General features: G+C 72.1%; 25 protein-coding genes. 17 read left to right on the top strand and 8 right to left on the bottom strand.

Annotated features, from left to right (window positions below; all coding sequences use genetic code 11):
• Window positions 1-3: 3 nt before the first annotated feature.
• On the bottom strand, window positions 4-1311 hold the full coding sequence (locus ACIQI8_RS38835; protein ID WP_402361823.1) for an NAD(P)/FAD-dependent oxidoreductase: 1308 nt from the start codon (window positions 1309-1311) through the stop codon (window positions 4-6).
• Between the two features lie 416 nt (window positions 1312-1727).
• Between ACIQI8_RS38835 and ACIQI8_RS38830 the strand changes: the two genes are divergently transcribed.
• From ACIQI8_RS38830 to ACIQI8_RS38810, 5 genes are all read left to right on the top strand, one after another.
• Complete coding sequence (locus tag ACIQI8_RS38830) at window positions 1728-2156, top strand: DUF3291 domain-containing protein (RefSeq protein ID WP_402361820.1); 429 nt, start codon at window positions 1728-1730, stop codon at window positions 2154-2156.
• Window positions 2153-3757, top strand: coding sequence for an MFS transporter (locus ACIQI8_RS38825; RefSeq protein WP_402361817.1), 1605 nt, complete (start codon window positions 2153-2155; stop codon window positions 3755-3757). The genes ACIQI8_RS38830 and ACIQI8_RS38825 overlap by 4 nt, the downstream gene beginning before the upstream one ends.
• 261 nt (window positions 3758-4018) lie before the next feature.
• Window positions 4019-7876, top strand: a complete 3858-nt coding sequence (locus tag ACIQI8_RS38820) for a Pls/PosA family non-ribosomal peptide synthetase (RefSeq protein ID WP_402361814.1) — start codon at window positions 4019-4021, stop codon at window positions 7874-7876.
• 77 nt (window positions 7877-7953) lie between these two features.
• Entirely contained in the window at window positions 7954-9333 is a 1380-nt protein-coding gene (locus ACIQI8_RS38815) for a M1 family metallopeptidase (RefSeq protein ID WP_402361811.1), read from the top strand.
• Between the two features lie 26 nt (window positions 9334-9359).
• Window positions 9360-9782, top strand: a complete 423-nt coding sequence (locus tag ACIQI8_RS38810) for a YchJ family protein (protein ID WP_402361808.1) — start codon at window positions 9360-9362, stop codon at window positions 9780-9782.
• 28 nt (window positions 9783-9810) lie between these two features.
• Here ACIQI8_RS38810 and ACIQI8_RS38805 read toward each other — a convergent pair whose 3' ends face one another.
• Complete coding sequence (locus tag ACIQI8_RS38805; protein WP_402361805.1) at window positions 9811-10512, bottom strand: FadR/GntR family transcriptional regulator; 702 nt, start codon at window positions 10510-10512, stop codon at window positions 9811-9813.
• Window positions 10513-10664: 152 nt separating this feature from the next.
• On the opposite strand from ACIQI8_RS38805, the gene ACIQI8_RS38800 reads away from it, so the two are divergent.
• From ACIQI8_RS38800 to ACIQI8_RS38780, 5 genes are all read left to right on the top strand, one after another.
• Window positions 10665-11183 carry a gluconokinase gene (locus ACIQI8_RS38800; protein WP_402361802.1) on the top strand — a complete coding sequence of 173 codons (519 nt, stop codon included), beginning with the start codon at window positions 10665-10667 and terminating at the stop codon, window positions 11181-11183.
• A 64-nt stretch (window positions 11184-11247) separates the two neighbouring features.
• Window positions 11248-12645, top strand: a complete 1398-nt coding sequence (locus ACIQI8_RS38795; RefSeq protein ID WP_402361799.1) for a GntP family permease — start codon at window positions 11248-11250, stop codon at window positions 12643-12645.
• 24 nt (window positions 12646-12669) lie between these two features.
• On the top strand, window positions 12670-13428 hold the full coding sequence (locus ACIQI8_RS38790) for an SDR family oxidoreductase (RefSeq protein ID WP_402361796.1): 759 nt from the start codon (window positions 12670-12672) through the stop codon (window positions 13426-13428).
• Between the two features lie 14 nt (window positions 13429-13442).
• Entirely contained in the window at window positions 13443-14471 is a 1029-nt protein-coding gene (locus ACIQI8_RS38785) for an L-idonate 5-dehydrogenase (RefSeq protein ID WP_402361793.1), read from the top strand.
• A 95-nt stretch (window positions 14472-14566) separates the two neighbouring features.
• Window positions 14567-15652: a hypothetical protein gene (locus tag ACIQI8_RS38780; RefSeq protein WP_402361790.1), complete on the top strand. Its 1086-nt coding sequence runs from the start codon at window positions 14567-14569 to the stop codon at window positions 15650-15652.
• On the opposite strand, the gene ACIQI8_RS38775 is transcribed toward ACIQI8_RS38780, so the two are convergent.
• The 4 genes from ACIQI8_RS38775 to ACIQI8_RS38760 all read right to left on the bottom strand — a co-directional run bounded on the left by ACIQI8_RS38775 (window position 15590) and on the right by ACIQI8_RS38760 (window position 19644).
• Window positions 15590-16216: a cytochrome b/b6 domain-containing protein gene (locus ACIQI8_RS38775; RefSeq protein ID WP_402361787.1), complete on the bottom strand. Its 627-nt coding sequence runs from the start codon at window positions 16214-16216 to the stop codon at window positions 15590-15592. The two genes, ACIQI8_RS38780 and ACIQI8_RS38775, sit on opposite strands and share 63 nt — an antisense overlap.
• Window positions 16200-16979 (bottom strand): molybdopterin-dependent oxidoreductase, encoded by a 780-nt coding sequence (locus tag ACIQI8_RS38770; RefSeq protein WP_402361784.1) that lies wholly within the window; start codon window positions 16977-16979, stop codon window positions 16200-16202. The genes ACIQI8_RS38775 and ACIQI8_RS38770 overlap by 17 nt, the downstream gene beginning before the upstream one ends.
• A 138-nt stretch (window positions 16980-17117) precedes the next feature.
• A complete protein-coding gene (locus ACIQI8_RS38765) occupies window positions 17118-18659 on the bottom strand; it encodes an APC family permease (RefSeq protein WP_402361781.1) in 1542 nt (513 codons plus the stop codon).
• 34 nt (window positions 18660-18693) lie between these two features.
• A complete protein-coding gene (locus ACIQI8_RS38760) occupies window positions 18694-19644 on the bottom strand; it encodes a hypothetical protein (RefSeq protein WP_402361778.1) in 951 nt (316 codons plus the stop codon).
• A gap of 401 nt (window positions 19645-20045) precedes the next feature.
• Here ACIQI8_RS38760 and ACIQI8_RS38755 point away from each other — a divergent pair, with 401 nt between their 5' ends.
• The 4 genes from ACIQI8_RS38755 to ACIQI8_RS38740 all read left to right on the top strand — a co-directional run bounded on the left by ACIQI8_RS38755 (window position 20046) and on the right by ACIQI8_RS38740 (window position 22292).
• Complete coding sequence (locus ACIQI8_RS38755) at window positions 20046-20939, top strand: DMT family transporter (protein ID WP_402361775.1); 894 nt, start codon at window positions 20046-20048, stop codon at window positions 20937-20939.
• 63 nt (window positions 20940-21002) lie between these two features.
• Window positions 21003-21518, top strand: a complete 516-nt coding sequence (locus tag ACIQI8_RS38750; protein ID WP_402361772.1) for an NUDIX hydrolase — start codon at window positions 21003-21005, stop codon at window positions 21516-21518.
• A gap of 43 nt (window positions 21519-21561) precedes the next feature.
• Window positions 21562-21954, top strand: a complete 393-nt coding sequence (locus tag ACIQI8_RS38745; protein WP_402361770.1) for a YidH family protein — start codon at window positions 21562-21564, stop codon at window positions 21952-21954.
• The gene (locus tag ACIQI8_RS38740; RefSeq protein WP_402361767.1) at window positions 21951-22292 is read left to right on the top strand and encodes a DUF202 domain-containing protein; all 342 of its coding nucleotides are present in this window, start codon (window positions 21951-21953) and stop codon (window positions 22290-22292) included. The genes ACIQI8_RS38745 and ACIQI8_RS38740 overlap by 4 nt, the downstream gene beginning before the upstream one ends.
• Here the strand turns inward: ACIQI8_RS38740 and ACIQI8_RS38735 are convergent.
• Entirely contained in the window at window positions 22289-23254 is a 966-nt protein-coding gene (locus tag ACIQI8_RS38735; RefSeq protein ID WP_402361764.1) for an NADP-dependent oxidoreductase, read from the bottom strand. The two genes, ACIQI8_RS38740 and ACIQI8_RS38735, sit on opposite strands and share 4 nt — an antisense overlap.
• Before the next feature lie 155 nt (window positions 23255-23409).
• On the opposite strand from ACIQI8_RS38735, the gene ACIQI8_RS38730 reads away from it, so the two are divergent.
• The 3 genes from ACIQI8_RS38730 (at window position 23410) to ACIQI8_RS38720 (ending at window position 26131) form a co-directional block, all read left to right on the top strand.
• Window positions 23410-23706, top strand: a complete 297-nt coding sequence (locus ACIQI8_RS38730) for a hypothetical protein (protein ID WP_402361761.1) — start codon at window positions 23410-23412, stop codon at window positions 23704-23706.
• Between the two features lie 181 nt (window positions 23707-23887).
• Window positions 23888-24910 (top strand): phosphotransferase family protein, encoded by a 1023-nt coding sequence (locus tag ACIQI8_RS38725; protein ID WP_402361758.1) that lies wholly within the window; start codon window positions 23888-23890, stop codon window positions 24908-24910.
• A gap of 6 nt (window positions 24911-24916) precedes the next feature.
• Window positions 24917-26131: an acyl-CoA dehydrogenase family protein gene (locus tag ACIQI8_RS38720; RefSeq protein ID WP_402361755.1), complete on the top strand. Its 1215-nt coding sequence runs from the start codon at window positions 24917-24919 to the stop codon at window positions 26129-26131.
• 223 nt (window positions 26132-26354) lie between these two features.
• Here the strand turns inward: ACIQI8_RS38720 and ACIQI8_RS38715 are convergent, their stop codons facing one another.
• Window positions 26355-26948, bottom strand: coding sequence for a TetR/AcrR family transcriptional regulator (locus ACIQI8_RS38715; RefSeq protein WP_124002608.1), 594 nt, complete (start codon window positions 26946-26948; stop codon window positions 26355-26357).

Genomic DNA, 26948 nt, shown 5'->3' with positions numbered 1-26948 from the left:
CCCTCACTTCGCTGTGCGGTTGGCTTGGTGGTGCAGCTCGCGGGTGACGGCCTCGGCCGCCAGCCGCCCGGAGACGAATCCGGCCTCGTGGGAGCCGATGAGGTCGACGCCGATGCGCGGCGCGTGGAAGTAGGAGCCGGCCAGCTTGATCCGGCCGCCGGGCGCGTTGACGTCGTAGATCGTGCGCTGCATGGCGCGCACCTCCAGGTCGATGACCGGGTGGGTGAACGGCAGTTCGCGGATGACGAGTTCGTCGCGCGGGGCGATCGGCGAGTCGAGCGTGACGAAGTAGTCGCGCTCGGCCGTGAAGCCCTGCAGGGAGTTCATGTAGTAGGCGACCCAGGTGCGGGGGCGTCCGTCGACCGTCTTCACGCCGTAGTTCCAGCTCTGCCAACGCGCGTGGTCGGGCGGCATGCTGGAGGGGTCGGTGTGCAGGATCGCGGTGGTCTCGCTGTAGCGGACCTTGCGCAGGATCTTCGCCTGGAGCTGGGTGGGGTCTTCCAGGACGGCGAGGGTCTGGTCGGCGTGCGCGGCGAGCACGGCGAGGTCGTAGCGCTCCTCGCCGGCGGCGGTGGCGACGACGACTCCCTCCTCGTCCTCGCGGACGCGGGTGACCTCGGCGCCGGTGCGGACCTTGCCGTTGACACCGGCGACGACCCGGCGGACGTACTCGATGCTGCCGCCGCCCACGGTCTTCCATGCCACCGAACGGCCGCCGAGGCCGCCGGGGTCGTGGGACATGAAGAAGGCGATCACCGTGGTCGCGGGCATCTCCCAGATCAGCTCGGCCGGCACCGACCAGACGGCGGTGGCGAGCAGCACGACATAGCCGTACTTGAAGGCGTCGGTGTAGCCGCCGCGGTCCAGGTAGTCGCCCAGCGAGAGGTCGGTGCGCTTGCGCAGGAAGTCGCGGGGGGCCTCGCGGTGGAAGCGTTCGGCGTCCCGCCACAGGGGGAGGAAGTCGGCCGGGTAGCGGGCGGCGATCTCGTCCTCGGAGAGCTCGAACTCCCGTGTGCCGTAGTCGAGTCCGCGGTCCAGGTCGAAGAAGTCGAACCCGCCGGTGTGGTCCAGCGCGGTCACGCCGAGCTTCTCGAAGAAGGCGGTCAGCTCCGGGTACGTGCGGGCGTTGAAGACCACGAAGGCCGTGTCGACGCCGATCGTCCGGCCGTTCTCGTCGACCTCCACGGTGCGGGCGTGACCGCCTGGACGGTCCTGGCTCTCGTACACGGTGACTTCGACGTCGTCGGGCAGGTGGTGGGCGGCGGAGAGGCCGGAAATTCCGGCTCCGACGACAGCGACACGGGTGGTCATGACAGGGCTGCACCTCGGCTCGAACAGTTCTCGGGAACGGTCACGTGGCGGGATGGGGCACGTGGTGCGACGGCCGATGCGCAGAGGGCTGATACCTCTGAAGTGGGGTGGCAGTCCACGGAGTTGCCCGGCGGACGGCGCAGAAGGAACCGTAGGCCTGGCCGGAAAACGGGGTCAATCGGCCCATCGGCGGGCGGAGTTGCCCTATCGAGGCATCCGATGGGGGCCCGAGCGGAGTGTCCTGATCCGGTCGATCCGGCGCTCCGCGCGCACCCTGCCGGGAGACGGGACAGCGGGTCCGGCCGGGAACGACGGGAATTCACCCTTCCGGGGGTGTACGGAAACACCGGCCTGCGGACTCTTATGAATGACCGCCGTACAACCGGCGACGCAGAACCGCCGAGGGGAGACTTTTCATGCCGACGATTCCGTGGATGCCCGGCACCGCGAAGGACGGGGCCGCCGATGGTGAGCCCGCCGGCCCGCCGCTGGTCATGGCATCCCGGCTGGAGCTGCGCTCACTGCTCGGCGTGCCCCGGTTCTTCTTACTGTCCCTGGTGATCTTCCAGCAGGTCCGCAGGTCGCCGGGGCTGATCGGTGCCTCGCTGCGCGCGGAGCCGCTGAAGAAGACGTTCTGGACGCTGTCGGCCTGGCGGGACCAGGAGGCCCTGAACACCTTCAACCGCACCGACCCGCACGCGAAGAGCGTGCGCGGACTGCGGCCGGGGATGAAGGGGTCGGTGTTCGTGTTCTGGAACGCGGAGCCCGGCCAACTGCCCATCACCTGGGACGAGGCACAGCGCCGCCTGGCCGACCAGGCCGAGAAGGAGACCCGGTCGGCATGAGCACGGTCTCGGCGGAGTCGGACGGCACGGAGTCCGGGGCGGAAGCATCGACGGACGAGGCGGCCACCGCGGCGCCCGCGTCACCCCCGACTCCCCCGCCCGCCCCAGTCATCCCGCACGCCCGGCTCGTCCTGCTCGCCGCCTGTCTCGGCCTCTTCATGTCGTTCATCGAGGTGACGGCGGCCATCTCCACGCTGCGGGCGCTCCAGGTCGACATGGAGGTGGCACCGGCCGACCTCAGCTGGGTGTCGAGCACGTACACCCTGGTGGTCGCGGCCTGCGTGCTGTCGGGCGGGGCACTGGGCGAACGGCTGGGCAGGCGCCGGGTGTTCCTCGCCGGCGTGGTGCTGATAGCCGCCGGCTCCCTGGTGGTGGCGTCGGCCCAGGGCTATCCGCAGGTGCTGATCGGGCGTGGGATCAGCGGTCTGGGCGGCGCCCTGGTGCTGCCCACCTCGCTGGCGCTGATCACGACTACGTTCTTCGTCGATCTGCCGCGCATGCTGCGGTACATATCCATCTGGGTGTCGATCTCGGGCGTCGGCCTGGCCGTCGGCCCGCTGCTCGGCGGCGTGCTGCTGCAGTCCTTCGACTGGCGGGCGGTGTACCTGGTCAACACACCGCTCGCGGTGATCACCGTCCTCGTCACCCTGCGCGCGGTCACGGACTCCCGCGTACCGGACCGACCGCTGGACCTGACAGGCCAGTTCTGGGCGGTGCTCGGACTGTCGACGCTGGTGTACGGCATCGCGGCGGGCGGCCGGGCGGGCTACGACGCCCCGGCCGTCGTCACCGTGCTCGCGGTGGCCGCCGTCGCTCTGACCGCGCTGGTGCGCACGGAGCGACGCCGGGCCGTCCCGATGCTGGACGTCCGCATGATGGCCAACTCCCGCTACACGGCGGCCCTGTGTGTCGCCGCGGCCGCCCTGTTCGTGTTCGTCGGTGTCGTCTTCCTGGAGGTCCTCTTCCTGCAACGCGTCCGTGAGTTCGGGCCGTTGGGCACCGGCGTACGGCTGCTGCCCGCGATGCTCGCCTTCGTGGCGGCCACGGCGTCGGCGCAGCGTCTGGCCGGGCGGATACGCGCGGGCCGGCTGCTCGCGGCGGGTTCGCTGCTGACCACGGTCGCGGCGCTGGTGCTGCTGCGTCAGCAGCCGGACGGGAGCTACGCGGTGACCGCGCTGGGGCTTGTCCTGGCCGGGCTGGGCAGCGGGTTGGTGGTGGCCCCGTCCACGGCCGCGGCGTTCGAGGTGGTGGAGGGGCCGCAGATGGGGGCGGCCTCGTCGGCGGTGACGGCGTTCCGGCAGGTCGGTTCGGTGCTGGCGACGGCGGTGCTGGGGGCGGTGCTCGCGGTCCGTTTCCTCGGCGTGCTGCCGGCGCGGCTGGCCGAACACCGGCTGCCGGGACCGGTGATCGACCAGGTGGTGGCGGTCGCGCGGGACGGCGGAAGTGCGTCGGGGCGGTCAACTCCCCAGATCACGCAGGCCGTCGCGGAGGCGTTCACCGCGGGTGTGCACAGCGCGCTGTGGGTGGTCGCGGGCGTGTCGTTCGGCGCCGCCGTGCTCGCCTCGGCGCTGCTGGCCCGGCGTGCGCCCCAGGAGCGGTAAACGCCCTTTTCCGTACCGGAAACGGCTCTTCACGCACAGTGTGGGCCATGTCTCCCGGGAGTGAAGAACCCCAGGTCATTGCAGCCGGGGTGATCCCCGAACGGCCCCTGATCAGGTGTTCTGAGTGGCCGCCCACCGCGCGGGAACCTAGCGTCGTACTAAAATTTCCTGCTTGTTAACCGAGCTGGAACCGGACAACCCCAGGCAACCCTGCGGGCCCGCCAGCGCCCCGGCGTTCCGGGAACAATACGCGAGGACCCGATGGCAGCCACACACGAGAGCAGTGCTCTCGGCCTGCTCGACGACGAGATCCGCGAGCAGCTCGGCAATACGGCACGTTTCTCGGGGGGCCAGGCGGCCTCTCCGCGCACGCTGGTCGACATCTTCGACGCCTCCGTCCGCTCCTACCCGGACGAGCTGGCGCTCGACGACGGCACGACCAGGCTCACCTACCGCGCGCTGGCCACAGAGGTCGAGCGGCTGCGCCGTGACCTCGGCGCGGCCGGCGTCGGCCTCGGTGACCGCGTGGGCGTCCGTGTTCCGTCCGGTACCAACGACCTCTACGTGGCGATCCTCGCCGTCCTCGCCGCCGGCGCCGCCTATGTCCCGGTGGACGCCGAGGACCCGGACGAGCGGGCCGAGCTGGTGTTCGGCGAGGCCGAGGTGCGGGCCGTCGTCGGCGCCGGCCACGAGCTGACCGTGAACGGCCGCAGCGAGGTCCCGGCCCGGCGCCCCGGTGTCGAGCACGACGCGTGGATCATCTTCACCTCCGGTTCCACCGGCAAGCCCAAGGGCGTGGCGGTCAGCCACCGCAGCGCCGCCGCGTTCGTGGACGCGGAGGCCGCGCTGTTCCTGGCCGACGACCCGATCGGTCCCGGTGACCGGGTCATGGCGGGCCTCTCGGTCGCCTTCGACGCGTCCTGCGAGGAGATGTGGCTGGCGTGGCGCTACGGCGCCTGTCTGGTGCCGGTGCCCCGCTCGCAGGTCCGCAGCGGCGCCGACCTCGGCCCCTGGCTGGTCGAGCAGGAGATCACGGTGGTCTCCACGGTCCCGACCCTCGCCTCCCTGTGGGAGCCCGAGGCGCTCGACGAAGTACGCCTGCTGATCTTCGGCGGCGAGGCCTGCCCGCCCGAGCTGGTGCAGCGCCTGGTGACGGAGGGGCGCGAGGTCTGGAACACGTACGGGCCGACCGAGGCGACCGTCGTCGCCTGTGCCTCGCTGATGACCGGTGACGAGCCGATCCGCATCGGGCTGCCGCTGAACGGCTGGGAGCTGGCCGTGGTCGACGAGGCCGGCGAGCCCGTCGCCATGGGCGGCACCGGCCAGCTGGTGATCGGCGGGGTGGGCCTTGCCCGGTACCTCGACGCCGAGAAGGACGCGGAGAAGTACGCGCCCCTGGACTCGCTGGGCTGGGAGCGCGCGTACCGCAGTGGTGACCTGGTCAAGGCGGAGCCGGAGGGGCTGATCTTCCTGGGGCGCGCCGACGAGCAGATCAAGCTCGGCGGGCGCCGGATCGAGCTCGGTGAGGTCGACGCGGCCCTGCAGGCGCTGCCCGGCGTCGCGGGCGCGGCGGCCGCCGTGCGCACCGCGCGCAGCGGCAACCAGCTCCTGGTCGGCTATGTCGTCACCCAGGAGGGCTGGGACCACGCCACCGCGGTGGAGAAGCTGCGGGCCGAGCTGCCGGCCGCGCTGGTCCCGCTGATCGCGCCGGTCGAGGACCTGCCGACCCGCACCTCCGGCAAGGTCGACCGCAACGCCCTGCCGTGGCCGCTGGAGGGTCTGGAGACCGCCGGGGGTCCGGCCGAGCAGCTCTACGGCACCGAGGCCTGGCTCGCGGAGCAGTGGACGGAAGTCCTCGGCATCCCCGTGGGCAGCGCCCGTGACGACTTCTTCGCGATCGGCGGTTCCAGCCTGGCCGCCGCCCTGCTGACCACCCGGCTGCGCACCCGCTACCCGAGCGCGGCCGTCCTCGACATCTACCAGCAGCCGACGCTGCGCAAGCTGGCCCGTCACCTGGAGGAGTCCTCCCAGGACGACGGCGCCCGGCGCACGATCGCCCCGGTGCCGACCCGCGCCAAGGTGATCCAGACCCTGCTGCTCCTGCCGCTCTACACGCTGCTCGGGCTGCGCTGGACGGTGGCGCTGGCCGCCGCCGGAAACCTGCTGCCCGCCTACTCCTGGCTGCCGACCGCCCCCTGGTGGCTGATCGCGGCCGGTGCGGTGGCCCTCTTCAGCCCGCCCGGCCGGCTCGCGATCGCCGCGGGCGGCGCGCGGCTGCTGCTCCGAGGCGTCCGGCCCGGCCGCCACGAGCGCGGCGGGAGTGTCCATCTGCGGCTGTGGACGGCCGAGCGGCTGGCCGAGTTCAGCGGGGCGACCTCGCTGACCGGCTCCTGGCTCGAGCGGTACGCGCGGGCGCTGGGCGCCAAGGTCGGCCAGGACGTCGACCTGCACTCGCTGCCGCCGGTCACCGGCATGCTCAAGCTCGGCCGCGGCGCGGCCGTGGAGTCCGAGGTCGACCTGTCGGGCTGGTGGCTGGACGGCGACCGCCTGGAGATCGGCCCGGTCAAGGTCGGCGCGCACGCCGTCGTCGGCACCCGCAGCATGCTCTTCCCGGGCGCCCGCGTGGGCAAGCGGGCCGAGGTGGCCCCCGGCTCCGCCGTCACCGGTCAGATCCCCACCAGCCAGCGCTGGGCCGGCGCGCCCGCCGTCAAGCTGGGCAAGGCCAAGCGGAACTGGCCCAAGGAGCGCCCGCAGAAGGGCACGTACTGGCGCGTGATGTACGGCCTGACCGGGCTCGTGCTGACCGCGCTGCCGCTGCTGGCGGGCGGGGCCGCGTTCCTCGTGGCGCGGGCTCTGATCGACGCGGACGCCCCCCTGAAGGGTGCCGCGCTCGCCCTCGTCCCGGCCACGCTCGCCTTCGGTCTGGCGTACGCGCTGCTGATCCTCGTCGGCGTAAGGGTGCTGAGCCTGGGCCTGCGGGAGGGCACGCACCCCACGCACAGCCGGATCGGCTGGCAGGCCTGGACGGTCACGCAGCTGATGGACCGCTCCCGCGAGACCCTCTTCCCGCTGTACGCCGGGCTGGTCACGCCGGTGTGGCTGCGGCTGCTCGGGATGCGCATCGGGCGCGGCGCCGAGGTCTCCACGGTCCTGGCGCTGCCGAGTCTGACCACGGTCGGCGAGGGCGCGTTCCTGGCCGACGACACCCTGACCGCGCCGTACGAACTCGGTGGCGGATGGATGCGGATCGGGCGCGCGGAGATCGGTCGGCGGGCGTTCCTCGGGAACTCCGGGATGACCGCGCCGGGCCGCAGCGTGCCGGACGGCGGTCTGGTGGGTGTGCTGTCGGCGACGCCGAAGAAGGCGAAGAAGGGCAGCTCGTACCTGGGCCTGCCGCCGGTGAAGCTGCCCCGCAACACCTCGGCGGGCGACCAGAGCCGGACCTACGACCCGCCGGCCCGGTTGCTGTGGGCGCGCGGTCTGGTCGAGTTGTGCCGGATCGTGCCGGTGTTCTGCTCGGCCGCGCTGGCGGCCGGCACGCTGGCGCTGCTGTGCCTGCTCGGCCCCTGGGCCGCGCTGCTGTCCGGTCTCGTCCTGCTCGCCGCCGGCGCCGCGGCCGGTCTCCTCTCGATCGTCGCCAAGTGGCTGTTGGTGGGCCGCCACCACACCGGTGAGCACCCGCTGTGGAGCGGCTACGTGTGGCGCAACGAGCTGGCGGACACCTTCGTCGAGGTCGTGGCCGTGCCCTGGCTCGCCGGCTCCGTACCGGGCACGCCGGTGCTGACCGCGTGGCTGCGCGGCCTCGGCGCGAACATCGGCAAGGGCGTCTGGGTGGAGAGCTACTGGCTGCCCGAGACCGACCTGGTGACCCTGGAGGACGCGACCACCGTGAACCGTGGCTGCGTCCTGCAGACTCACCTCTTTCATGACCGGATCTTGCGGACGGATACTGTTGTTCTCCGTGAGGGCGCCACGCTGGGCCCTGGCGGGATCGTGCTGCCCGGCAGCACGATCGGGGCCCGCACCACGCTGGGTCCCGCGTCGCTCGTCATGGCCTCGGAGTCCGTCCCGGACGACACCCGCTGGCTGGGCAACCCGATCGAGGCATGGCGCCCCTGAGCGCGGGTCACTCGGAGTCGGTGAGCGAGGCACCGACGGCACCGAGTGGCAGCGCAGCGCAGGGAGCAGAAGCGGCAGTGGCAGTTCAGCAGTCAGTGGGTGCGGACCCGTACTTCCCGGCCAACGGCGATTCCCGTTACCGGGTGCACCGCTACGAACTCACGCTGGACTACCGGCCCGGCCCCAACCGCCTGGCGGGGGCGGCCCGGATCAACGCCATAGCGGGCCGTTCGCCGCTGCCCGAACTCCAGTTGAACCTGTCCGACTTCAAGATCGGCCGGGTCCGGGTCGACGGCCGGCCGGCGCACTACACGCACCGCGGCGGCCGGCTGCGGGTGCGCCCCGCCAAGCCGGTGCGGCCGGGCGCGGCCTTCACGGTCGAGGTGCACTGGGCGGGCAACCCCAAGCCGGTCAGCAGCCCCTGGGGCGGCCTCGGCTGGGAGGAGCTGGAGGACGGAGCGCTGGTGGCGAGCCAGCCGATCGGCGCGCCGTCCTGGTACCCGTGCAACGACCGGCCCGCCGACAAGGCCTCCTACCAGATCTCGATCACGACCCCCTCGGCGTACGCGGTGGTGGCGGGCGGCCGACTGCTGACCCGCACGACGAGGGCGTCGACGACCACCTGGGTCTACGAGCAGGCCGCGCCGACCTCCAGCTACCTGGTGGGCCTGGCGATCGGCAAGTACGAGACGGTGCTGCTCGGCGACCCGGGTCCGGGCGGGGTGCCGCAGCACGGGCACATCCCGGCGCACCTGCTGCCGCGGTTCTCCCGGGACTTCGCGCGGCAGCCGCAGATGATGGAGCTGTTCCAGGAGCTGTTCGGGCCCTACCCGTTCGACGAGTACGCGGTGGTGGTCACGGACGAGGAACTCGATGTCCCCGTCGAGGCACAGGGGTTGTCGCTGTTCGGCGCCAACCACGTGGACGGGGCCCGGGGTTCGGAGCGGCTGGTCGCGCACGAGCTGGCCCACCAGTGGTTCGGCAACAGCGTGTCCATCGCGGACTGGCGGCACATCTGGCTCAACGAGGGCTTCGCCAAGTACGCCGAGTGGCTGTGGTCGGAGCGCTCGGGCGGGCCCGGCGCGCAGCAACTGGCCGCCGCCGCGCACCGCTTGGTGTCCTCGATGCCGAAGGACCTGCGCCTGTCGGACCCGGGCCGCAAGTCGATGTTCGACGACCGGCTCTACGAGCGCGGCGGTCTGACCCTGCACGCGCTGCGCTGCGCGCTGGGCGACGACGCGTTCTTCCGCATGCTGCGCGGCTGGGTCGCGCTGCACCGGGGCGGCTCGGTGACCACGGCGAACTTCGCGGCCCACGCGGCGCGCTACGCGAGCGAACCGCTGGACGACCTGTTCGCCACGTGGGTGCACGGCACGCGGCTGCCCCCGCTGCCGCGCCTGGAGGGCCGGATCCCGGCCCGGCCGACCCATCCGCCGACCAACGCGGAACCGGCGTAGCCGCGAGAGCGGGGAGAATGACGGGCATGTCCCGACGTACCTCGAACCCCCGGCGGGGGCGTGCCTCCGCCCCCGCTCCGAGCCCCTCGTGCCCGTGCGGTCTGCCGGAGACGTACGACTCCTGCTGCGGCCGCTTCCATCGGGGCGAGGCCGCGGCGCCGACCGCCGAGGCCCTGATGCGGTCGCGTTACGCCGCTTTCGTGACGCTCAACGAGGAGTATCTGCGGCGCACTTGGCACCCGCGGACCCGTCCCGCCTTGCTCGACCTCGACCCGGCCATGCGCTGGACCGGCCTGGAGATCCTGGGCACGGCGGACGGTACGGCCTTCCACAGCACCGGGACCGTGACGTTCCGGGCGTCCTTCAAAGGCGGTTCGCTGCACGAGCGCAGCCGGTTCGAGCGGGTCGAGGGGGCGTGGGTGTACGTGGACGGCGAGTTCCTGGACTGATCCCCCGTCCCAAGCCGTCGACTCCCCACTAGGGCGCCAGAATGTCCAGTTCATGCAGCGCGCCCACCGTGATCTCGCGGGTCAGCGCCTCCGCGCGGGCCGCGTCGCCCTCGCGGACGGCCTCGGCGACCTGGACGTGGAGGGTGACGGCGGCCGGGTCCGGGTCCTCGAACATGACCTCGTGGTGGGTGCGGCCTGCGAGGACCTCGGCGACGGCGTCTCCGAGGCGGGCGAACATCTCGTTTCCGGACGCGACCAGGATCACCCGGTGGAAGGCCACGTCGTGGACGAGGTAGTCCTCCAGCTTGTGGCCGCGCGAGTTGGCCACCATGCCGATGGCGCACTCGGTGAGCTCCGCGCACTGCTCCGCGGTGGCGGACTTCGCGGCCAGGCCCGCCGCGACCGGCTCGATCGCCGAGCGCAGGACGGTCAGTGAGCGCAGCTGGTGGGGGCGGTCGGCGCCGGCCAGCCGCCAGCGGATGACCTGCGGGTCGTAGACGTTCCACTCGGCCTTGGGGCGCACCGTGACGCCCACCCGTCGGCGCGACGCGACCAGGTGCATGGATTCCAGCACCCGGACCGCCTCCCGCATCACGGACCGTGAGACGTCGAACCGCTGGGCCAGCTCGTCCGTGCGCAGAACGCTGCCCGGGGGGTACTCGCCGGCGGTGATGGCGGGACCGAGGGTGTCCAGTACTCGGCCGTGCAGGCCCCGGCCCGTGGTGCTCATGCACTCAGCGTACGGGCCGCATCACGGAACCAAAAAGTCAGACTTATTTGTCACAGGCTCTTGAATTCGTCGTACCTAATCGGTTTCAGTGTGGTCGACGCCGGTTGGCGTCCAGATGTCGAAGAAGACACGAGGAAGACAGCGAGGTAGCGATGAGCGCCCCCCACGTGGTCGTGGTCATGGGTGTCGCGGGCACCGGCAAGACCACCATCGGCCCCCTGCTCGCGGCGCGTCTCGGCGTCCCGTACGCCGAGGGCGACGACTTCCACCCGCCGGCCAACATCGCCAAGATGTCGGCCGGCGTCCCGCTCGACGACGACGACCGGTGGCCGTGGCTCGACGCCATCGGCACCTGGGCGCACGGCCGGGCCGGACTCGGCGGAGTGGTCAGCAGCTCGGCGCTGAAGCGGTCCTACCGCGACCGGCTGCGCGCCGCGGCCCCCGGTGTCGTCTTCGTCCATCTGACCGGTGACCGCGCCCTCATCGAGGACCGGATGTCGCACCGGCAGGGCCACTTCATGCCGACCGCGCTGCTCGACTCCCAGTTCGCCACGCTCCAGCCGCTCCAGGCGGACGAGGCGGGCGTCGCCGTGGACGTCATCGGCAGCCCCGAGGAGATCACCGAACGGGCCGTACGGGCCCTGTCGACCCTCCCCGAACCGACCCCGTAGCCCCCGCAAGCTCCAGTAACCCCCCGCACCCACTCCCCCGTCCCCGTACCCAAGGGAAACCACCGTGACCAGACTCAGCGTCGAGTTGCTGGCAGCGGACGCCCCCGAGCCGATCACCTCGGCCGGACACGCTCAGCTCGGCATCGCCGTCCTGGTGGGCATCGCCGTCATCGTCGTGCTCATCACCGTGTTCAAACTGCACGCCTTCCTGTCCCTGACCATCGGCTCGCTGGTGCTCGGCGCCGTCGCGGGCGCCCCGCTGGACAAGGTCATCACCAGCTTCACCACCGGTCTCGGCTCCACGGTCGCGAGCGTGGGCGTGCTGATCGCGCTGGGCGCGATCCTCGGCAAACTGCTGGCCGACTCCGGCGGCGCGGACCAGATCGTCGACACGATCCTCGCGAGGGCGAGCGGACGGGCGATGCCCTGGGCGATGGTGCTGATCGCCTCGGTGATCGGGCTGCCGCTCTTCTTCGAGGTCGGCATCGTGCTGCTGATCCCGGTCGTGCTGATCGTCGCCAAGCGCGGCAACTACTCGCTGATGCGCATCGGTATCCCGGCGCTGGCCGGCCTGTCCGTGATGCACGGCCTGATCCCGCCGCACCCCGGCCCGCTGGTCGCGATCGACGCGGTCCACGCCAACCTGGGCGTGACACTGGCGCTGGGCATCCTGGTCGCCATCCCGACGGTGATCATCGCCGGTCCGCTGTTCTCGAAGGTCGCCGCCCGCTGGGTGGACGTCCCGGTGCCCGACCGGATGCTGCCGCCGCGCGCCTCCGAGGAGCTGAAGGGGCGCCCGAGCTTCGGCGCCACCCTGGCCACCGTGCTGCTGCCGGTCGTGCTGATGCTGTCCAAGGCGCTGGTCGACATCGTCGTGGACGACCCCGACAACCGCACCCAGCGTGTCTTCGACGTCATCGGCTCCCCGCTGATCGCCCTGCTCGCCGCCGTGATCGTCGCCATCTTCACGCTGGGCCGGCCCGCCGGGTTCACCAAGGAACGGATCACCGAGACCGTCGACAAGGGCCTCATGCCCATCGCGGGCATCCTGCTGATCGTCGCCGCGGGCGGCGGCTTCAAGCAGACGCTGATCGACTCGGGCGTCGGCCAGATGATCCTGGACATCTCCAAGGACTGGTCGATCCCGGCCCTGCTGCTCGCCTGGCTGATCGCGGTGGGCATCCGCCTGGCGACCGGTTCGGCCACGGTGGCGACGGTCTCGGCGGCCGGCCTGGTCGCCCCGCTCGCGGCCGACATGTCGACGGCCCACACCGCGCTGCTGGTACTGGCCATCGGCGCCGGCTCGCTCTTCTTCAGCCATGTCAACGACGCCGGATTCTGGCTGGTGAAGGAGTACTTCGGGCTGAGCGTCGGCCAGACGCTCAAGACCTGGTCCGTCATGGAGACGATCATCTCGGTGGTCGCGGGCGGTCTGGTCCTGCTCCTCTCACTGGTCATCTAGCGGTACGGACACAGGAGTACGGCAATGAGTCACCCCCTGTTCGACATCAGCGGCCGCACCGCCCTGGTCACCGGCTCCAGCCGGGGCATCGGCCTCGCCCTCGCCCGGGGTCTCGCTGAGGCGGGCTGCACGGTGGTCCTCAACGGACGGGACGCCGACCGGCTCACCAAGGCGGCGGCCGACCTGCCCGGTGACGTCCACACCGCCGTCTTCGACGTGACCGACGGCCCGTCGGTGTCCGCCGGCATCGCGGACGTCGAGGAGCGGGTGGGCCCGCTGGACATCCTGGTGAACAACGCGGGCATGCAACTGCGCGCCCCGCTCCTGGAGTTCACCGACTCCGACTGGCACCGCATCATCGACACCAACCTCACCAGCGCGTTCCTGGTAGGTCGCGCGGCCGCACGCCGGATGACGGAACGCGGCCACGGGAAGATCGTCAACATCTGCTCGCTGCAGAGCGAGGTGGTCCGCCCGGGCATCGCGCCCTACGCGGCCACCAAGGGCGCCCTGAAGATGCTCACGAAGGGCATGTGCGCCGACTGGGGCCCCAGCGGCGTGCAGGTCAACGGCCTGGGCCCCGGCTACATCGAGACCGAACTCACCCAACCCCTGGTCCAGGACGAGGAGTTCAGCGCCTGGGTGCGCCGTCGCACCCCGGCCGGCCGCTGGGGCACCACCGAGGACCTGGTCGGCGGGGTGCTCTTCCTCGCCTCGCCCGCCGCGGACTTCGTCAGCGGCCAGATCCTGTACGTCGACGGCGGCATGACGAGCGTGCTGTGAAGGGACCGCGAGCGATGTTCGGTTGTGTCATCCACGGTCAAGGCGACCTGCGCGTCGAGGAGTTGCCGGTCCCCGAGCCGGGTCCCGGCCAGGCGCTGGTCGCCGTCCGCTACGGCGGGGTCTGCGGCTCCGACCTGCACTACTGGCGGCACGGCGGGGTCGGGGACTTCCGCCTCAAGGAACCGATGCTGCTCGGCCACGAGGTGGTGGGCACGGTCCTGGCGTACGGCTCCCCCGAGGCCTCACGTCCCGCTGTCGGTACGGCTGTTGCCGTGCACCCGGCGACCCCGTGCGGTGTCTGCCCGGAGTGCGTGGCCGGACGCCGGAACGTCTGCCGGGACACCCGCTACCTCGGCAGCGCGGCCCGCTACCCGCACGTGCAGGGCGGGTTCGCGGCCCAGGTGGTGGTCCCCGCCGAGCAGTTGAGGCCCATCCCGGAGGGCCTGGAGCTGCGCCGGGCCGCCCTCGCCGAACCGCTGTCCGTCGCCTTGCACGCCGTGCGTCGCGCAGGTGACGTCGAGGGCAGGCACGTGCTCGTCACCGGCGCCGGTCCCATCGGCTGCCTGGTCGTCGCGGCGGCCAAGGCGGCCGGTGCCGCCCGGGTGACGGCCACCGACATCCTCCCGGCCGCCCTGGAGTACGCGCGGCACGCCGGCGCCGACACCCTCGTACGGGCCGACGACCCGGACGACACCGGGTGGCCGGCCGAGGTGGACGTGGCCGTGGAGGCGTCCGGGGTGGCCGCGGGTCTCGACACCTGTCTGCGACTGGTGCGGCGCGGCGGGGTCGTCGTGCAGCTGGGGATGCTGCCGCCGGGGCCGAGTCCGTTCGCCGGGAACCTGGTCGTGAGCCGGGAGATCGAGCTGCGCGGGGCGTTCCGCTTCGACGGCGAGTTCGACGAGGCGCTGCGCCTGCTGGCCGCCGAGCCGGCGTTCGACGCGCTGGTCAGCGCGGTGGTCCCGGTCCGGGAGGCGGAGTCGGCCTTCGGGCTGGCCGCCGACCGCGCCCGGTCCTGCAAGGTCCTTCTGGACTTCGGGGCTTGATTCGGGGCCTGATTCGGCTTCCCCCGGGGGCGCACTCGGCCTCATCATGAGGGGACCCCCGGGGTGACTCCCGGGGGGTAACCGTGTCGGGGGGCATGATGGCGGTTTCCCTCGGGGTGCGTGTCTCGGGGCTGCTCCTGGTCGGAGCCGTGGCGGTGGCCGTGGCGGCCGTGACCAGTGACGGAAGTGGTTTTGCGGACCGAGGGGGCGGCAACTCCACGACCGTCTCCGCCGGTCCGTCGGCCGGCCAGGGCGACCGCACGCCGGCGCCAGGCGGCTCCGGCACCCCCGTACGGCCCTCGCCCGCCGGAGCGGCGAGCGCGACGGCGATTCCGGGTCCCACCACCACCCACAGTCGGACGCCGGTGCCGTCACACCCCGCCGCCGCGCCCTCGCCCACGCGCAAGGCGGTCCTCCAGGCCCCCGCGTGGCTCCCGCCGGGCCCCCGTTCGCCCGACGAGGACGGCATCGCCGACCCCTCCGGCGTCTACGACCGGCTCACCGCGCCCGACCAGTGCCGCACCGCCCTCGACCTCGTCCCCCACGAGACGGACCCGCAGTGGCGGCTGCTGCGCGGCCTCGCCTCCGCCTGTCTGGCCGTGCAGGGCTCCCACGGCGGCAGCTGGGACACGGCCGCGCAGGACTACGCGGCTCTGGCGGGCGGGGCCGACACCTGCAAGGGACGGGCCGCCTACGCCGTACTCGGCGGGCTCCTCGACTTTCATCGGCGGCACCCGGCCGCGACCGTGCGGCTGAAGGCGTCGGCGAGCACCGCACCCGCGTGCGCGTACGCGGTCTCCGGGACGCAGACCGGCGGTGACGGTGAGTCGCCGCCGGGCGAGACGGTCGGGATCGAGCTGAGCGGGACGTACTTCGAGCACGTCGAACTGCTGCGGTACGGCAGCCTGTTCATCGGCGGCACGCAGGTGCCCGGCCCCCTCGTGACGGTGTCGCAGGCGGGCGACAAGCTGGTGCTGGCGGCCGTGGTGCCGGGCTTCGAGGGCTATCCGCGGAAGGTGGACGTGGTGGTCCGCTACGGCGACACCGAGGCGCGGCTGCCGGACGCCTTCACCGTGGTCGCCCCCGGCGGACTCCCGTCCCTCGATCCGGATCCGTCGTCAAGGTCGCCACAGGGGATGTTCCCGCTCCGCCCACTCCCGGCTCACCGAGCCCGTCCGTAGGCCACGGCGGGCCTCCGGGTCGCCCAGGGCCATGCCGATGTGGCCGCCCAGGACGATGCCGATGGTGAGGGCGAGCCAGTCGTGGACGAAGGTCGCGCTGGTGCGCCACTGGATCGGCGTGAGATGGGTGAACCACATGAGCAGCCCGGTGCCGAGCATCACCAGGGTCGCGCCGGCGATCCAGGCCGCGTAGACCTTCTGCCCCGCGTTGAACTTGGCGGCCGGCCGCACCGCGCGCCGCTTGTCCCGGTGCAGGGCCGCGCGCAGCCAGATCCGGTCGTGCGGGCCGAAGCGGTTGAGGTGGCCGAGATCCCCGCGGAAGGCGCGGGAGACCAGGCCCACCAGGAGGGGCACGGGCAGCGCGATCCCGGCCAACTCGTGGACGCGCACCACCAGTTCGCGGCGGCCGACGAGTTCGGCGAACTCGGGGATGTAGAGGAAGGCAGCCGTCACCACGCACACGCCCATCAGCGCGGCCGTCGTGCGGTGCACCCAGCGCTGCGCCGGGCCGAACCGGCGGACGTCGGCGGACGGCGGCGCGGCCGTGTCAGGTCGTAGGGTCATCGTCCCGTCCGTTCGAACGGCCGACCCAGGCGTCGACGTCGTATCCGCGCTCTTCCCAGTAGCCGGGCCGCACGTCCTCGGTGACGGTGATGCCGGACAGCCACTTGGCGGACTTGTAGAAGTACATCGGCGCCACGTAGAGGCGGACCGGGCCGCCGTGGTTGTGGCCGATGTCCTTGTCCTGCATGCGCAGCGCGACCAGGATGTCGGAGCGGCGGGCCTGGTCGAGGGTGAGGCTCTCGGTGTAGGCGCCGTCGAAGCAGCTGAAGCGCACCGCCCCGGCCTTGGCGCGCACTCCCGCGGCGTCCAGCAGCCGGGACAGCCGCACCCCTTCGAACGGCGTGTCCGGGACCCGCCAGCCGGTGACGCACTGGACGTCCTTGACGAGCCGGGTCTGCGGCAGCGCGCGCAGGTCGTCGAGCGTGTACGTCTTCGGGGTGTCGACGAGCCCGTCGACGGTGAGGCGGTAGTTCGTGGCGTTCTTGTGCGGCACGGACGAGGTGACCGAGTAGTAGCGGAAGCCGCCGCCGTTGGGGAGCAGTCCGGTGAGGCCGGTGGGGTCCTTCTCGGCCGCGCTGCCGAGGAATCCCTCCAGACCGCGCTGCAGGGTGGGCGCGGCGATCACGCCGAGGGCGCCCAGACCGATGGTGCCGAGCAGGACCCGGCGCCCGATCGGGGTACCGCGTTCCTCGGGAGGCACCGATGCCTCGGGCTTCTCGGGCGACGGCGGTACGGGGGGCTCCTCGGGTGGTTCGGAGTTCACCCACCCATTCGAACACCCGCGACCCCGGCGAAGCCAGGAATCGCGGGTGCTCGTCAGAGTTCCGTAATGAGTTCTCACCGGTCTCTCAGAACCCGGGACCGGGCTGCGACGACCTGCCTGGGCGGAGCGCCCGAAGGCCTACGGGGTCTCGCTCGCCGCCTTGTCGAGCTGGAAGGCCTCGTTGCCCAGCCCGATGCGGGCGTGGGCCTCGGGGGCGCGGGAGCGCAGGACCAGGCCCTGGACCAGGCCCACGACCAGGGCGAGGCCGACGATGCCGGGCAGCACCCAGCTCAGGGACGAGTCGGGGCCCGCGCCGACCAGGACGTCGAAGTCCTTGACCGTGTAGCCGGCGATCACCAGCAGGGCGACGGCGGCGAGCGCCGAGGTGACCATGCGCCAGGCCTGGGCGCCCAGCGCGCCACGGCGGGCGAAGAAGACGATGACCGACACGGAGGCGGCGGCCATCAGCACGATCACGCCGAGGGCGCCGATGTTTCCGAACCAGGTGAACAGGTGCAGGACCGGCGCGGTCGGGTCGCCGGTGGGCTTGTCGTCGGCGATCGCGAAGACGATCACGATGACGGCCGCGACGGCCGTCTGCAGCAGGGAGCCCGTGCCGGGCGCGCCGCTGGTGCCGGTGGTGCGGCCGAAGGTGCGCGGCAGCAGGCCCTCGCGGCCCATGGCGAAGGTGTAGCGGGCGACGACGTTGTGGAAGCTGAGCATGGCCGCGAACATGCCGGTCACGAACAGGACGTGCAGGACGTCGGTGAAGGTGCCGCCGAGCCGGGAGTCGGTCAGCGTGAAGAGCATTCCGGCGCTCTCCTTCTGGGCCACCCCGACCACCTGGGACGGTCCCGTGGCGACGGTCAGCGCCCAGCTGCTGACGGCGAAGAAGACGGCGACCCCGCCGACGGCGAAGAACATCACGCGCGGCACCAGGATGTGCGGCCGGCTGGTCTCCTCCGCGTACACCGGGGCCTGCTCGAAGCCGAGGAAGGCGGCGATGCAGAAGCAGAGCGCGGTGCCGACGCCCGCGCCGCTGAGGGTGTCCGGGTTGAAGGCGTGCAGCGACAGGCCCTCCTTGGCCGGGTCGCCGATCGCCGCGATGTCGAAGATCACCACGAGGGCCACCTCGACGATCAGCAGCACGCCCAGCACGCGCGCGTTGACGTCGATCTTCAGCCAGCCCAGCGCGCCGACCAGGGCTACGGCCACCAGCGCCGGTATCCACCAGGCGACGGAGAGGTCGGCGTAGGTGGCGAAGAGCCCGGAGACCTCGAAGCCGAAGATGCCGTAGATGCCGACCTGGAGGGCGTTGTAGGCGACCAGGGCCACCAGGGCGGCGGCCGCCCCTGCCGTGCCGCCCAGGCCGCGGGAGATGTACGCGTAGAAGGCGCCGGCGTTGTGGACGTGCCGGCTCATCTCGGCGTAGCCGACGCTGAAGAGGATCAGCACCACGCCGAGGAGGACGAAGAGGAGCGGTTGTCCGACAATGCCCATCACCGCGAATGTGGTGGGCATGACACCCGCGACCACCATGAGGGGTGCGGTCGCGGCGAGCACGGAGAGCAGCAGGCCTCCCGTGCCGAGGCGGTCGGCGCGCAGGGCGCGCTCCTGCCCCTTGAACGTACTGATGCCGTCTGTGGCGGATCTGCTCGCGCTGGAACTGCCCGTGGTCATCGAGATTGCGTCCTTAGGTCGAAGTCGGGGGATGTCACACCGAGCCGAGCGCCCGGTCGCGCGCGGCACGGAAGGCGGAGAGGGGATCGCGGTCGGGGTAGGACCACGGGGCCGTGGTGGGGTGCTCGCCGATGCGGTGGAACAGGGCGGTGGCCTCGGCGCCGCGGCCCTCGCAGACCTTGGCGTGGGCGAGGAAGTTGAGGTCGACCAGGCGGCGCGGGTGGCCCTCCTGCTCCCACTCCAGCCACCAGTCGAAGGCGGCCTTCATCACCTGCCGGGCCCGGCGCCCGCTCCAGTGGCCCGAGGCAACCGGATCGGCCGGTTCGTGCCCGGCGAGGGCGAGTACGCGGTAGCGCTCGGCGTGCGCGATCACCGGCAGGATCGCCAGCGGTGAGTCGGCAGGCGCCTGCTCGGCGGCCCAGTTGGCGAAGTCGTAGACCTCGTGCAGCGGGTCGGGGCCCGCCGCGGCGCGCCGCTCGGCGAGGCGGGCGACCATCAGGTGGTGGCCGTGGTGGTGGTCGGCGTGCCGGCTGCGGACCTCGTCGAAGAGCTGCTCGGTCTCCTCGTCGGTGCCGCCCGCGCAGGCCAGCATGAGCAGGCCGAGCCAGGGGGTGGGGTCGGCGGGGGCCAGGGCGATGGCGTCCCGGCAGGCCTGCTGGGCCTTGGCGGCCTTCTCCTTGCCCAGCAGGGCGCGCTGCACCAGGGAGAGCGCGAGCAGGACGGCGGCGTCGGCGGAGTCCGGCTCGGCCAGCAGCCAGTCCCGGGACCAGGCGGCGGTGTGGGACTCCAGGGCGAGGACGGTGACGCGGTGGCCGCGACGGTCCCAGTCGTCGCCCGTCTGGACCAGCAGGGAACGCGCGGCCTGCCAGCGGCCCTGGGCCAACGAGGCGCGGGTGGCGACGAGTTCGGCGTCGTCGAGAGCCGCGTCCAGCGCCTGGGCCGCACGTTTGCGGCCCCGACCGAGGGGGGGCGGGGGTGGAGACACCGCGGGACTTCCTCACGCGACGCGCTCGTCGTCAAGGTATCGGATTGCCGTCAACTGATCACGCACAGCAAACCGGGAGCCAATGCTTTCCGTCAAGTGCCGAGCTTTTGTAACCTCCGTCAACTACCGCCACAGATGCGGCACTTGTGGTTCACCATTCCCCCACATACCCACGTCACCGCCGCCTCGCCCGTCATCCGTGTGGCGTACGCCATGGCGTACCGAGCGTCCACACCGCACCATGGCAAAACGGTCATGCCGCGGCCTTCGCCCCCGACCGGGCACCGTGACCGAGGCAACTCCCCGTTTCCGGGTACTCGCAGGGGCACTCCGCTCGCGGGGACGCTACAGTCGGCCACTACGCAGCCCGTGGCCCGACCCAATCCATCGAGGTACGCAGCGTGTCGGTTCTGGTTCTGATTCTCGCCGTGAGTGCGGCCTGTTGCCTCGGCTTCGGGTTCGTGCTCCAGCAGAACGCGGCCCAGCGGGCACCGCTCAGCGACTTCCTGTCGCCACGACTCCTCCTCGACCTGATGAAGGTGCCCCGCTGGCTGGGCGGCATCGGCCTGATGGTGGCCGGCATGGTCCTGGGCGCGATCGCGCTGGGCCAGGGCGAGGTCTCCCTGGTGGAGCCCCTGCTCGCCACGAACCTCCTGTTCGCCCTCACCCTCTCCCGCAGGCAGACCAGACAGCCGCTGGGCCGCCAGGGCTGGGCCGGACTCGCCCTGCTCGCGGGCGGCGTCACCGCCTTCATCGTGGCGGGCGAACCGCGCGGCGGCTCCGCGGTCAGCGACCCGATGCGGCACTGGCTGATCATCGGCGCGATGCTGGGCCTGGCCCTGCTGCTCACCACGTACGCCAAGCGCTCCCGGCTCAGCTCGGGCCCGGTCCTGCTGGCCCTGGCCGCGGGCCTCCTCTACGGCCTCCAGGACGCCCTCACCCGGGTGAGCGGCCAGCACTTCTCCGAGGACGGCCTCGCCGCGACGCTGAGCACCTGGCAGCCCTACGCCGTGCTCGCGCTCGGCGTCACCGGCCTGGTCCTGGTCCAGAGCGCCTTCGAGACGGCACCCCTGCGCATGTCGCTGCCCGCCCTGACCGCGGCCCAGCCGCTGGCCGGCATCATCTGCGGGGTCGGCTTCCTCGGCGACCGGCTGCGCACCGACACCGGCGCCCTGGCCTGGGAGGCGGCGGGTCTCGCGGCGATCGTCGTGGGCATCGTCCTGCTCGGCCTGCACCCGGCGATGCCGAGCGGCGCGGGCAAGCCGGAGCGGGTGCGGGACCTGCAGCCGAACTGACGGCGACGGCCGCGCGTCGGAGCACCGCGAGGCCGGTGCGCCGACGCCTGCTTGGATGGCCGTATGAACCCTGCTGACGAGATCCTCGACATCGTCGACGAGAACGACCGGGTCATCGGGCGCTCGCCCCGCGGCGAGGCCTACGCCGAGGGCCTGCGCCATCGTTGCGTCTTCATCCAGGCGCGGGACGCCGAGGGCCGGCTCTTCGTCCACCGCCGCACCCCGGTCAAGCTGGTCTTCCCCTCCCTCTACGACATGTTCGTGGGCGGGGTGGTCGGCGCGGGCGAGTCCTACGACACCGCCGCCCTGCGCGAGGCGGAGGAAGAACTGGGCGTCAGTGGCCTCCCCGCCCCCGAGTTCCTCTTCAAGTTCCTCTACGACAACGGCGCCGGCCAGAGCTGGTGGTCCGCGGTCTTCGAGGTCCGCTGCGAGCTGCCGGTCAGCCCCCAGGTGGAGGAGGTGGCCTGGCACGACTTCCTGCCGGAGAAGGAGATCGAGCGCCGGCTGACGGAGTGGGAGTGGGTGCCGGACGGACTGGCGGCGTACGAGCGCCTGAAGGCGTACCGGGCCGCCCGATGACGGCGGTCGTCCCGCCGGGAAACCGCCCGATACAGTCCACATCGTGATCGAATTCGCACGGAACGTCCGGCTGTGGTTCGCCCCGCAAGAGGTCCGCGAGGAGGGCCACACCCCCGACTACCGGTTCTCGCTGGCGAACGAGCGGACCTTCCTGGCCTGGCTGCGCACCGCCCTCGCCCTGATCGGCGGCGGCTTCGCCGTGGACCAGTTCCTGCCGGACCTGCGCTGGGGCTGGCGGGTCGGCCTCGCCCTCGCGCTGCTCGCGGCCGGCGTGCTGTGCTCCCTGCGCGCGGTCAACCACTGGGTGCGCTGCGAGCGCGCCATGCGCCACGACGAGGACCTCCCGGTGTCCCGCTTCCCGGCCCTGCTGAGCGTGGTCGTCGCCTTCGTGGCGATCGTGATGGTCGTGGTCGTGCTGGCGGGGTGGGAGGGATGAGCCCGACCGAGGGTCTCGACAGCGGTTCCGCCGAACGCCGTGACCCGGGGCTTCAGCCCGAGCGGACCCGCCTCGCCTGGCGCCGTACGACACTCTCCGGGTCCGTGGTCGCCGTGCTCGCGGTGAAGACCGCGCTGCACGGCGGCGCCTCCGCGCCCGGGGTCGTCGCGTGCGCCGTGTGCTGCGCCCTGTGGCTGGGCTTCCTGCTCGTCGCCCACCGGCGCATCCGCGTTCTCGCGGCCGGCGACGTCCCTGCGCTGCTCGTCCCGCCGCAGGCGACGATCGCCGTCCTGTGCACGGTGGCCATGGCCGCGTGCGGAGCGGTGTTGGTCTTCTAGCCCCGGGACGCTTCCGGAACCCCCTCCTCCGCCTCCCAGTCCACCGTCACCACGATCTTCCCCCGCGTCCGCCCCTCCTGGTTCAGCCGGTAGGCGTCCGCCGCCCGCTCCAGCGGGAAGGTCCGCGACACGTGCACGGACACCACACCCTGTTCCGCCAGATCGGTCAGCCGTGCCAGATCCTCCGCGTCGGGGCGGACCCAGCAGTACCGGCCGCCGTAGCCGACGACCTCACCGTCGGCGATCGACGCGAGGCGGCCCTCGGGGGCGAGCAGGACGGCCGAGTCCTTGAGCGCCTCGCCGCCGACGGTGTCGAACACCGCGTCCACGCCCTCCGGCGCCAGCCCGCGCACCCGCTCCACCAACCCCTCCCCGTACGTCACGGGCTCGCCGCCCAGCGCGCGCACGAAGTCGTGGTTGCCCTCGCTCGCCGTGCCGATCACCCGCGCGCCGAGGTGCCGGGCCAGCTGGACGGCGATCGAGCCGACCCCGCCGGCCGCCGCGTGGATCAGGACGGTCTCGCCCCGTCTGACCTGAAGCGCCTTGAAGAGCACCTGGTAGGCGGTGAGCCCGACCAGCGGCAGACCGGCCGCCTCCGCGAAGGAGAGGTTGCGGGGTTTGCGGGCCAGCGTGCGCACCGGCGCGGCGACGTACTCGGCGAAGGTGCCCCGGGAGAGGAAGTCCTCGCGGACGTAGCCGATGACCTCGTCGCCGACGGCGAACTCCGTGACGGACACGCCGGGTTGGACCACGACACCGGAGACGTCCCAGCCGATGACGACCGGGAAGACCGCGTCGAGCATGCCGTCGAGGTACCCCTCACGGCACTTCCAGTCGACCGGGTTGACGGCCGCCGCGCACACCTTGACCAGCACCGCGTCCGGGCCGATCTTGGGGTCGCGCACCTCTCCGTACTCCAGGACCTCGGGTCCACCGTAGCGGCTGTAGCTGATGCCCTTCATGCCACCGACCCTCCGGGGTACCCGGACGCCACGCAAGCGGGATGCGCCGGATGCCCGGAAATGCGGGGTTCGCATGGCAGCCTGTCCGTCGGCATCATCCGGCACCCGGAACCACCTCGCACGTTCCATCACCCCGTACTCCGAAGGGGAGCACCATGACCACCCAGCACCTGGAACACACCTCCCACGCACACGCCCACGGCCCGGGCTGCGGTCACGCCGAGGTGCCGCACGAGGACCACGTCGACTACGCGCACGACGGCCACCTGCACCGCGAGCACGCCGGCCACTACGACGAGTGCGAGGCCGAAGGACACACGGCGCACGCGACGCACGAGCACCGGCACGGCGAGGGCTGCGGACACGACAGCGTCCTGCACGGCGACCACGTCGACTACCTCCACGACGGCCACCGGCACGCCGCGCACGACGGGCACTGGGACGACCACTGACACCGGACACCCGCATCCGGGACCTGGCCCGGATTCACCCACCGACAGCTCCCCGCCGCCCCCGGCGGGGAGCTGTCGGCCTATCGTGGCCCCGATCACGTTGGCCCATCGCACTGGACTGCATACCGACCGGTCGGCATCATAGTGACCGGTCCTGTTCACGCGCCGGTAAGGAGCCCCGATGAGTCCCGACCACCCGCCAGGTCTCGATCTCGACCGGTTGCGCGGACTGCTCGACCACGAGCGGCCCGGCCTGGTGCAGGGCCCCCTGACCGGCCGACTGATCGAGGGCGGACGGTCCAACCTCACCTACGCGGTCTCGGACGGCACCTCGAAGTGGGTCGTACGGCGGCCCCCGCTCGGTCATGTCCTGGCCACCGCGCACGACATGAAGCGCGAGCACCGGGTGATCAGCGCGCTGCACCCGACGGACGTGCCGGTACCGCGTCCGGTGCTGCTGTGCGAGGACACCGAAGTGCTGGGGGCGCCGTTCTACGTCATGGAGTTCGTGGCGGGCACCCCGTACCGCACGGCCGACCAGCTCGCCCCGCTCGGTCCCGAGCGCACCCGGGACGCGGTGCTGTCCCTGGTGGACACGCTGGTCGAGCTGCACGCGGTGGACCCCGCCGAGGTGGGCCTCGCGGACTTCGGCCGCCCGGAGGGCTTCCTGGACCGGCAACTGCGGCGCTGGGGCAAGCAGTTGGACGCCTCGCGCAACCGCGAGCTGGCCGGCATCGACGAGCTGCACGCGACGCTCGGCCGCCGGCTGCCCGTCTCCCCCGCGCCGACGGTCGTGCACGGCGACTACCGCCTCGACAACGTCCTGATCGACGACGGCGACCGCATCACGGCGATCCTCGACTGGGAGATGTCGACGCTCGGCGACCCGCTCACCGACCTCGGCCTGCTGGTGATGTACAGCCTGCCGCTGGGCACGCCCGACTCGCCCGTCTCCACCACCGCCGAGGCCCCCGGGCACCCGGCCCCGGCCGAGCTGATCGAGCGGTACGCCGAGCGCTCCGGGCGGGACGTGTCGGCCGTCTCCTGGTACACCGCGTTCGCGTGGTTCAAGCTCGCCGTGATCCTGGAGGGCATCCACTTCCGCTACACCCAGGGCCAGACGGTCGGCCGCGGCTTCGACCGCATCGGCGACCTGGTCCCCGTCTTCATCGAGCACGGCCTGACCACCCTTCAGGAAGGCTGATCCGCCATGGACTTCGCGTTCGACGCGCGCACCGAGGAACTGCGCGCCAAGCTGCTCGCCTTCATGGACGAGTACGTCTACCCGGCCGAGGCGGTCGCCGAGGAGCAGCGGGCCGCGCTCGCCTCCCCGTGGGACACCCCGGCCGTGGTCGAGGAGTTGAAGGCCGAGGCCCGTCGCCAGGGTCTGTGGAACCTCTTCCTGCCCGACGCGGAGTACGGGGCGGGGCTCACCAACCTCCAGTACGCCCCGCTCGCCGAAATCACCGGCCGCTCCCCGCACTTGGCGCCGACCGCGCTGAACTGCGCGGCGCCGGACACCGGCAACATGGAGGTATTGGCCCAGTTCGCCGACGACGCGCAGAAGAAGCAGTGGCTTGAGCCGCTGCTCGCCGGTGAGATCCGCTCGGCGTTCGCGATGACCGAGCCGGAGGTGGCCTCCTCGGACGCCACGAACATCACGACCCTGATCGAGCGGGACGGCGACGACTACCTCATCACGGGCCGCAAGTGGTACATCTCCGGGGCGATGAACCCGGACTGCAAGATCTTCATCGTGATGGGCAAGACCGACCCGGACAGCGCCGACCCCCGCCGCCAGCAGTCGATGGTCCTGGTCCCGCGCGACACCCCGGGCGTCACGATCGAGCGCGCCATGCAGGTCTTCGGCTACGAGGACCACAGCCACGGCGGCCACGCCGAGGTCGTCTTCGACCACGCGCGCGTGCCGGTCTCCAACCTGATCGGCGAGGAGGGCGGCGGCTTCGCCATCGCCCAGGCCCGGCTCGGCCCCGGCCGCATCCACCACTGCATGCGGCTGATCGGCATGGCCGAGCGGGCGATCGAGCTGATGTGCCGCCGGGCCGTGGCCCGCACGGCGTTCGGCAAGGCGCTGGCCCAGCAGGGCGTGGTCCAGAACTGGATCGCGGACGCGCGCGTGGCCGTCGAGCAGCTGCGGCTGCTGGTCCTGAAGACCGCCTGGATGATGGACACCGTCGGCAACAGGGGCGCCCACACCGAGATCCAGGCCATCAAGATCGCCACACCCCGTACGGTCGTCGAGATCCTCGACCGCGCGATCCAGCTGCACGGCGCGGGTGGTGTCAGTCAGGACTTCCCGCTCGCCGAGCTGTACGCGAGCGCCCGCACCCTGATGCTGGCCGACGGGCCGGACGAGGTCCACCAACGGTCGCTGGCGCGGCGGGAGTTGAAGAAGTACGTGTGACTCCGTGGGGCGCTGGGGGTTTTCCTCGCCCCCGCCGCCCCTACCCTTCCCGTCCTTCTGGGGGCTGCCGCCCCCAGACCCCCGCTTCGGCCTGAACGGCCTCGTCCTCAAACGCCGGACGGGCTGGATCTCCAGCCCCTCCGGCGTTTGAGGAGCGGGGTCTGGGGCGGAGCCCCAGGATGGGACGGGTAGGGGCGGCGGGGGCGAAACCCATCCTCGGCGCTCAGGGGCGCAGCGCTCGCAGCAGCAGGTCCGCCAGGTGGTCGGCTACCTCCTGTGCGCCCATCGGGCCGTCGGGGCGGTACCAGGTGGACAGGTGGTGGACGGAGCCGAAGTGGTAGTCGACCACCAGGTCGGCCGGGGTCGCGGTGGAGAAGACGCCCGCCACCTGGCCCTCCTCCACCAGCGCACGGAAGCGCTCGTGGTAGCGCCGGCGCTCGGCACGCACCTGCTTGTTCTTCTCGGGGCTGAGGTGGTGCATGGAGCGGAAGAAGATCATCGCGTCGTCGAGGTTCTCGATGGTCGTGACGACGACGTCGGCCGCCGCGCCCCGCAGCCGCTTCTCGATCGGCTCGTCCGCGTCCGCGAACGCGTCCAGCCGCTCCTGCTGGACGCGCAGCACGCGCGCGTAGACCTCGTGCAGGAGGTCGTCCTTGGAGCCGAAGTAGTGGTACAACGCCCCCTTGGTGACGCCGGCCGCCTCGACGATCTCCTGCACGGAGGTGCGGTCGTAACCCTGCTCGGCGAAGAGCCGGGTGGCGGCGGCCAGCAGCCGCTGCGGGACGGGCGTACCGTCGCCGTCCGTGGTTCTGGGCAC

Origin of the sequence: Streptomyces sp. NPDC092369, from assembly GCF_044755245.1 — a bacterium.
In the GTDB taxonomy this organism is placed as follows: domain Bacteria; phylum Actinomycetota; class Actinomycetes; order Streptomycetales; family Streptomycetaceae; genus Streptomyces.
Note: the sequence above shows the minus strand (reverse complement) of the source record. Positions and strands in the feature narration are given on the sequence as shown.

Coding starts and splice junctions, on each gene's coding strand:
- ACIQI8_RS38720 (WP_402361755.1), top strand. CDS start 24,917: ATGGACTTCGCGTTCGACGCGCGCACCGAGGAACTGCGCGCCAAGCTG.
- ACIQI8_RS38765 (WP_402361781.1), bottom strand. CDS start 18,659: ATGACCACGGGCAGTTCCAGCGCGAGCAGATCCGCCACAGACGGCATC.
- ACIQI8_RS38820 (WP_402361814.1), top strand. CDS start 4,019: ATGGCAGCCACACACGAGAGCAGTGCTCTCGGCCTGCTCGACGACGAG.
- ACIQI8_RS38735 (WP_402361764.1), bottom strand. CDS start 23,254: ATGAAGGGCATCAGCTACAGCCGCTACGGTGGACCCGAGGTCCTGGAG.
- ACIQI8_RS38830 (WP_402361820.1), top strand. CDS start 1,728: ATGCCGACGATTCCGTGGATGCCCGGCACCGCGAAGGACGGGGCCGCC.
- ACIQI8_RS38825 (WP_402361817.1), top strand. CDS start 2,153: ATGAGCACGGTCTCGGCGGAGTCGGACGGCACGGAGTCCGGGGCGGAA.
- ACIQI8_RS38810 (WP_402361808.1), top strand. CDS start 9,360: ATGTCCCGACGTACCTCGAACCCCCGGCGGGGGCGTGCCTCCGCCCCC.
- ACIQI8_RS38805 (WP_402361805.1), bottom strand. CDS start 10,512: ATGAGCACCACGGGCCGGGGCCTGCACGGCCGAGTACTGGACACCCTC.
- ACIQI8_RS38740 (WP_402361767.1), top strand. CDS start 21,951: ATGAGCCCGACCGAGGGTCTCGACAGCGGTTCCGCCGAACGCCGTGAC.
- ACIQI8_RS38835 (WP_402361823.1), bottom strand. CDS start 1,311: ATGACCACCCGTGTCGCTGTCGTCGGAGCCGGAATTTCCGGCCTCTCC.
- ACIQI8_RS38790 (WP_402361796.1), top strand. CDS start 12,670: ATGAGTCACCCCCTGTTCGACATCAGCGGCCGCACCGCCCTGGTCACC.
- ACIQI8_RS38785 (WP_402361793.1), top strand. CDS start 13,443: ATGTTCGGTTGTGTCATCCACGGTCAAGGCGACCTGCGCGTCGAGGAG.
- ACIQI8_RS38780 (WP_402361790.1), top strand. CDS start 14,567: ATGATGGCGGTTTCCCTCGGGGTGCGTGTCTCGGGGCTGCTCCTGGTC.
- ACIQI8_RS38730 (WP_402361761.1), top strand. CDS start 23,410: ATGACCACCCAGCACCTGGAACACACCTCCCACGCACACGCCCACGGC.
- ACIQI8_RS38775 (WP_402361787.1), bottom strand. CDS start 16,216: ATGACCCTACGACCTGACACGGCCGCGCCGCCGTCCGCCGACGTCCGC.
- ACIQI8_RS38750 (WP_402361772.1), top strand. CDS start 21,003: ATGAACCCTGCTGACGAGATCCTCGACATCGTCGACGAGAACGACCGG.
- ACIQI8_RS38800 (WP_402361802.1), top strand. CDS start 10,665: ATGAGCGCCCCCCACGTGGTCGTGGTCATGGGTGTCGCGGGCACCGGC.
- ACIQI8_RS38725 (WP_402361758.1), top strand. CDS start 23,888: ATGAGTCCCGACCACCCGCCAGGTCTCGATCTCGACCGGTTGCGCGGA.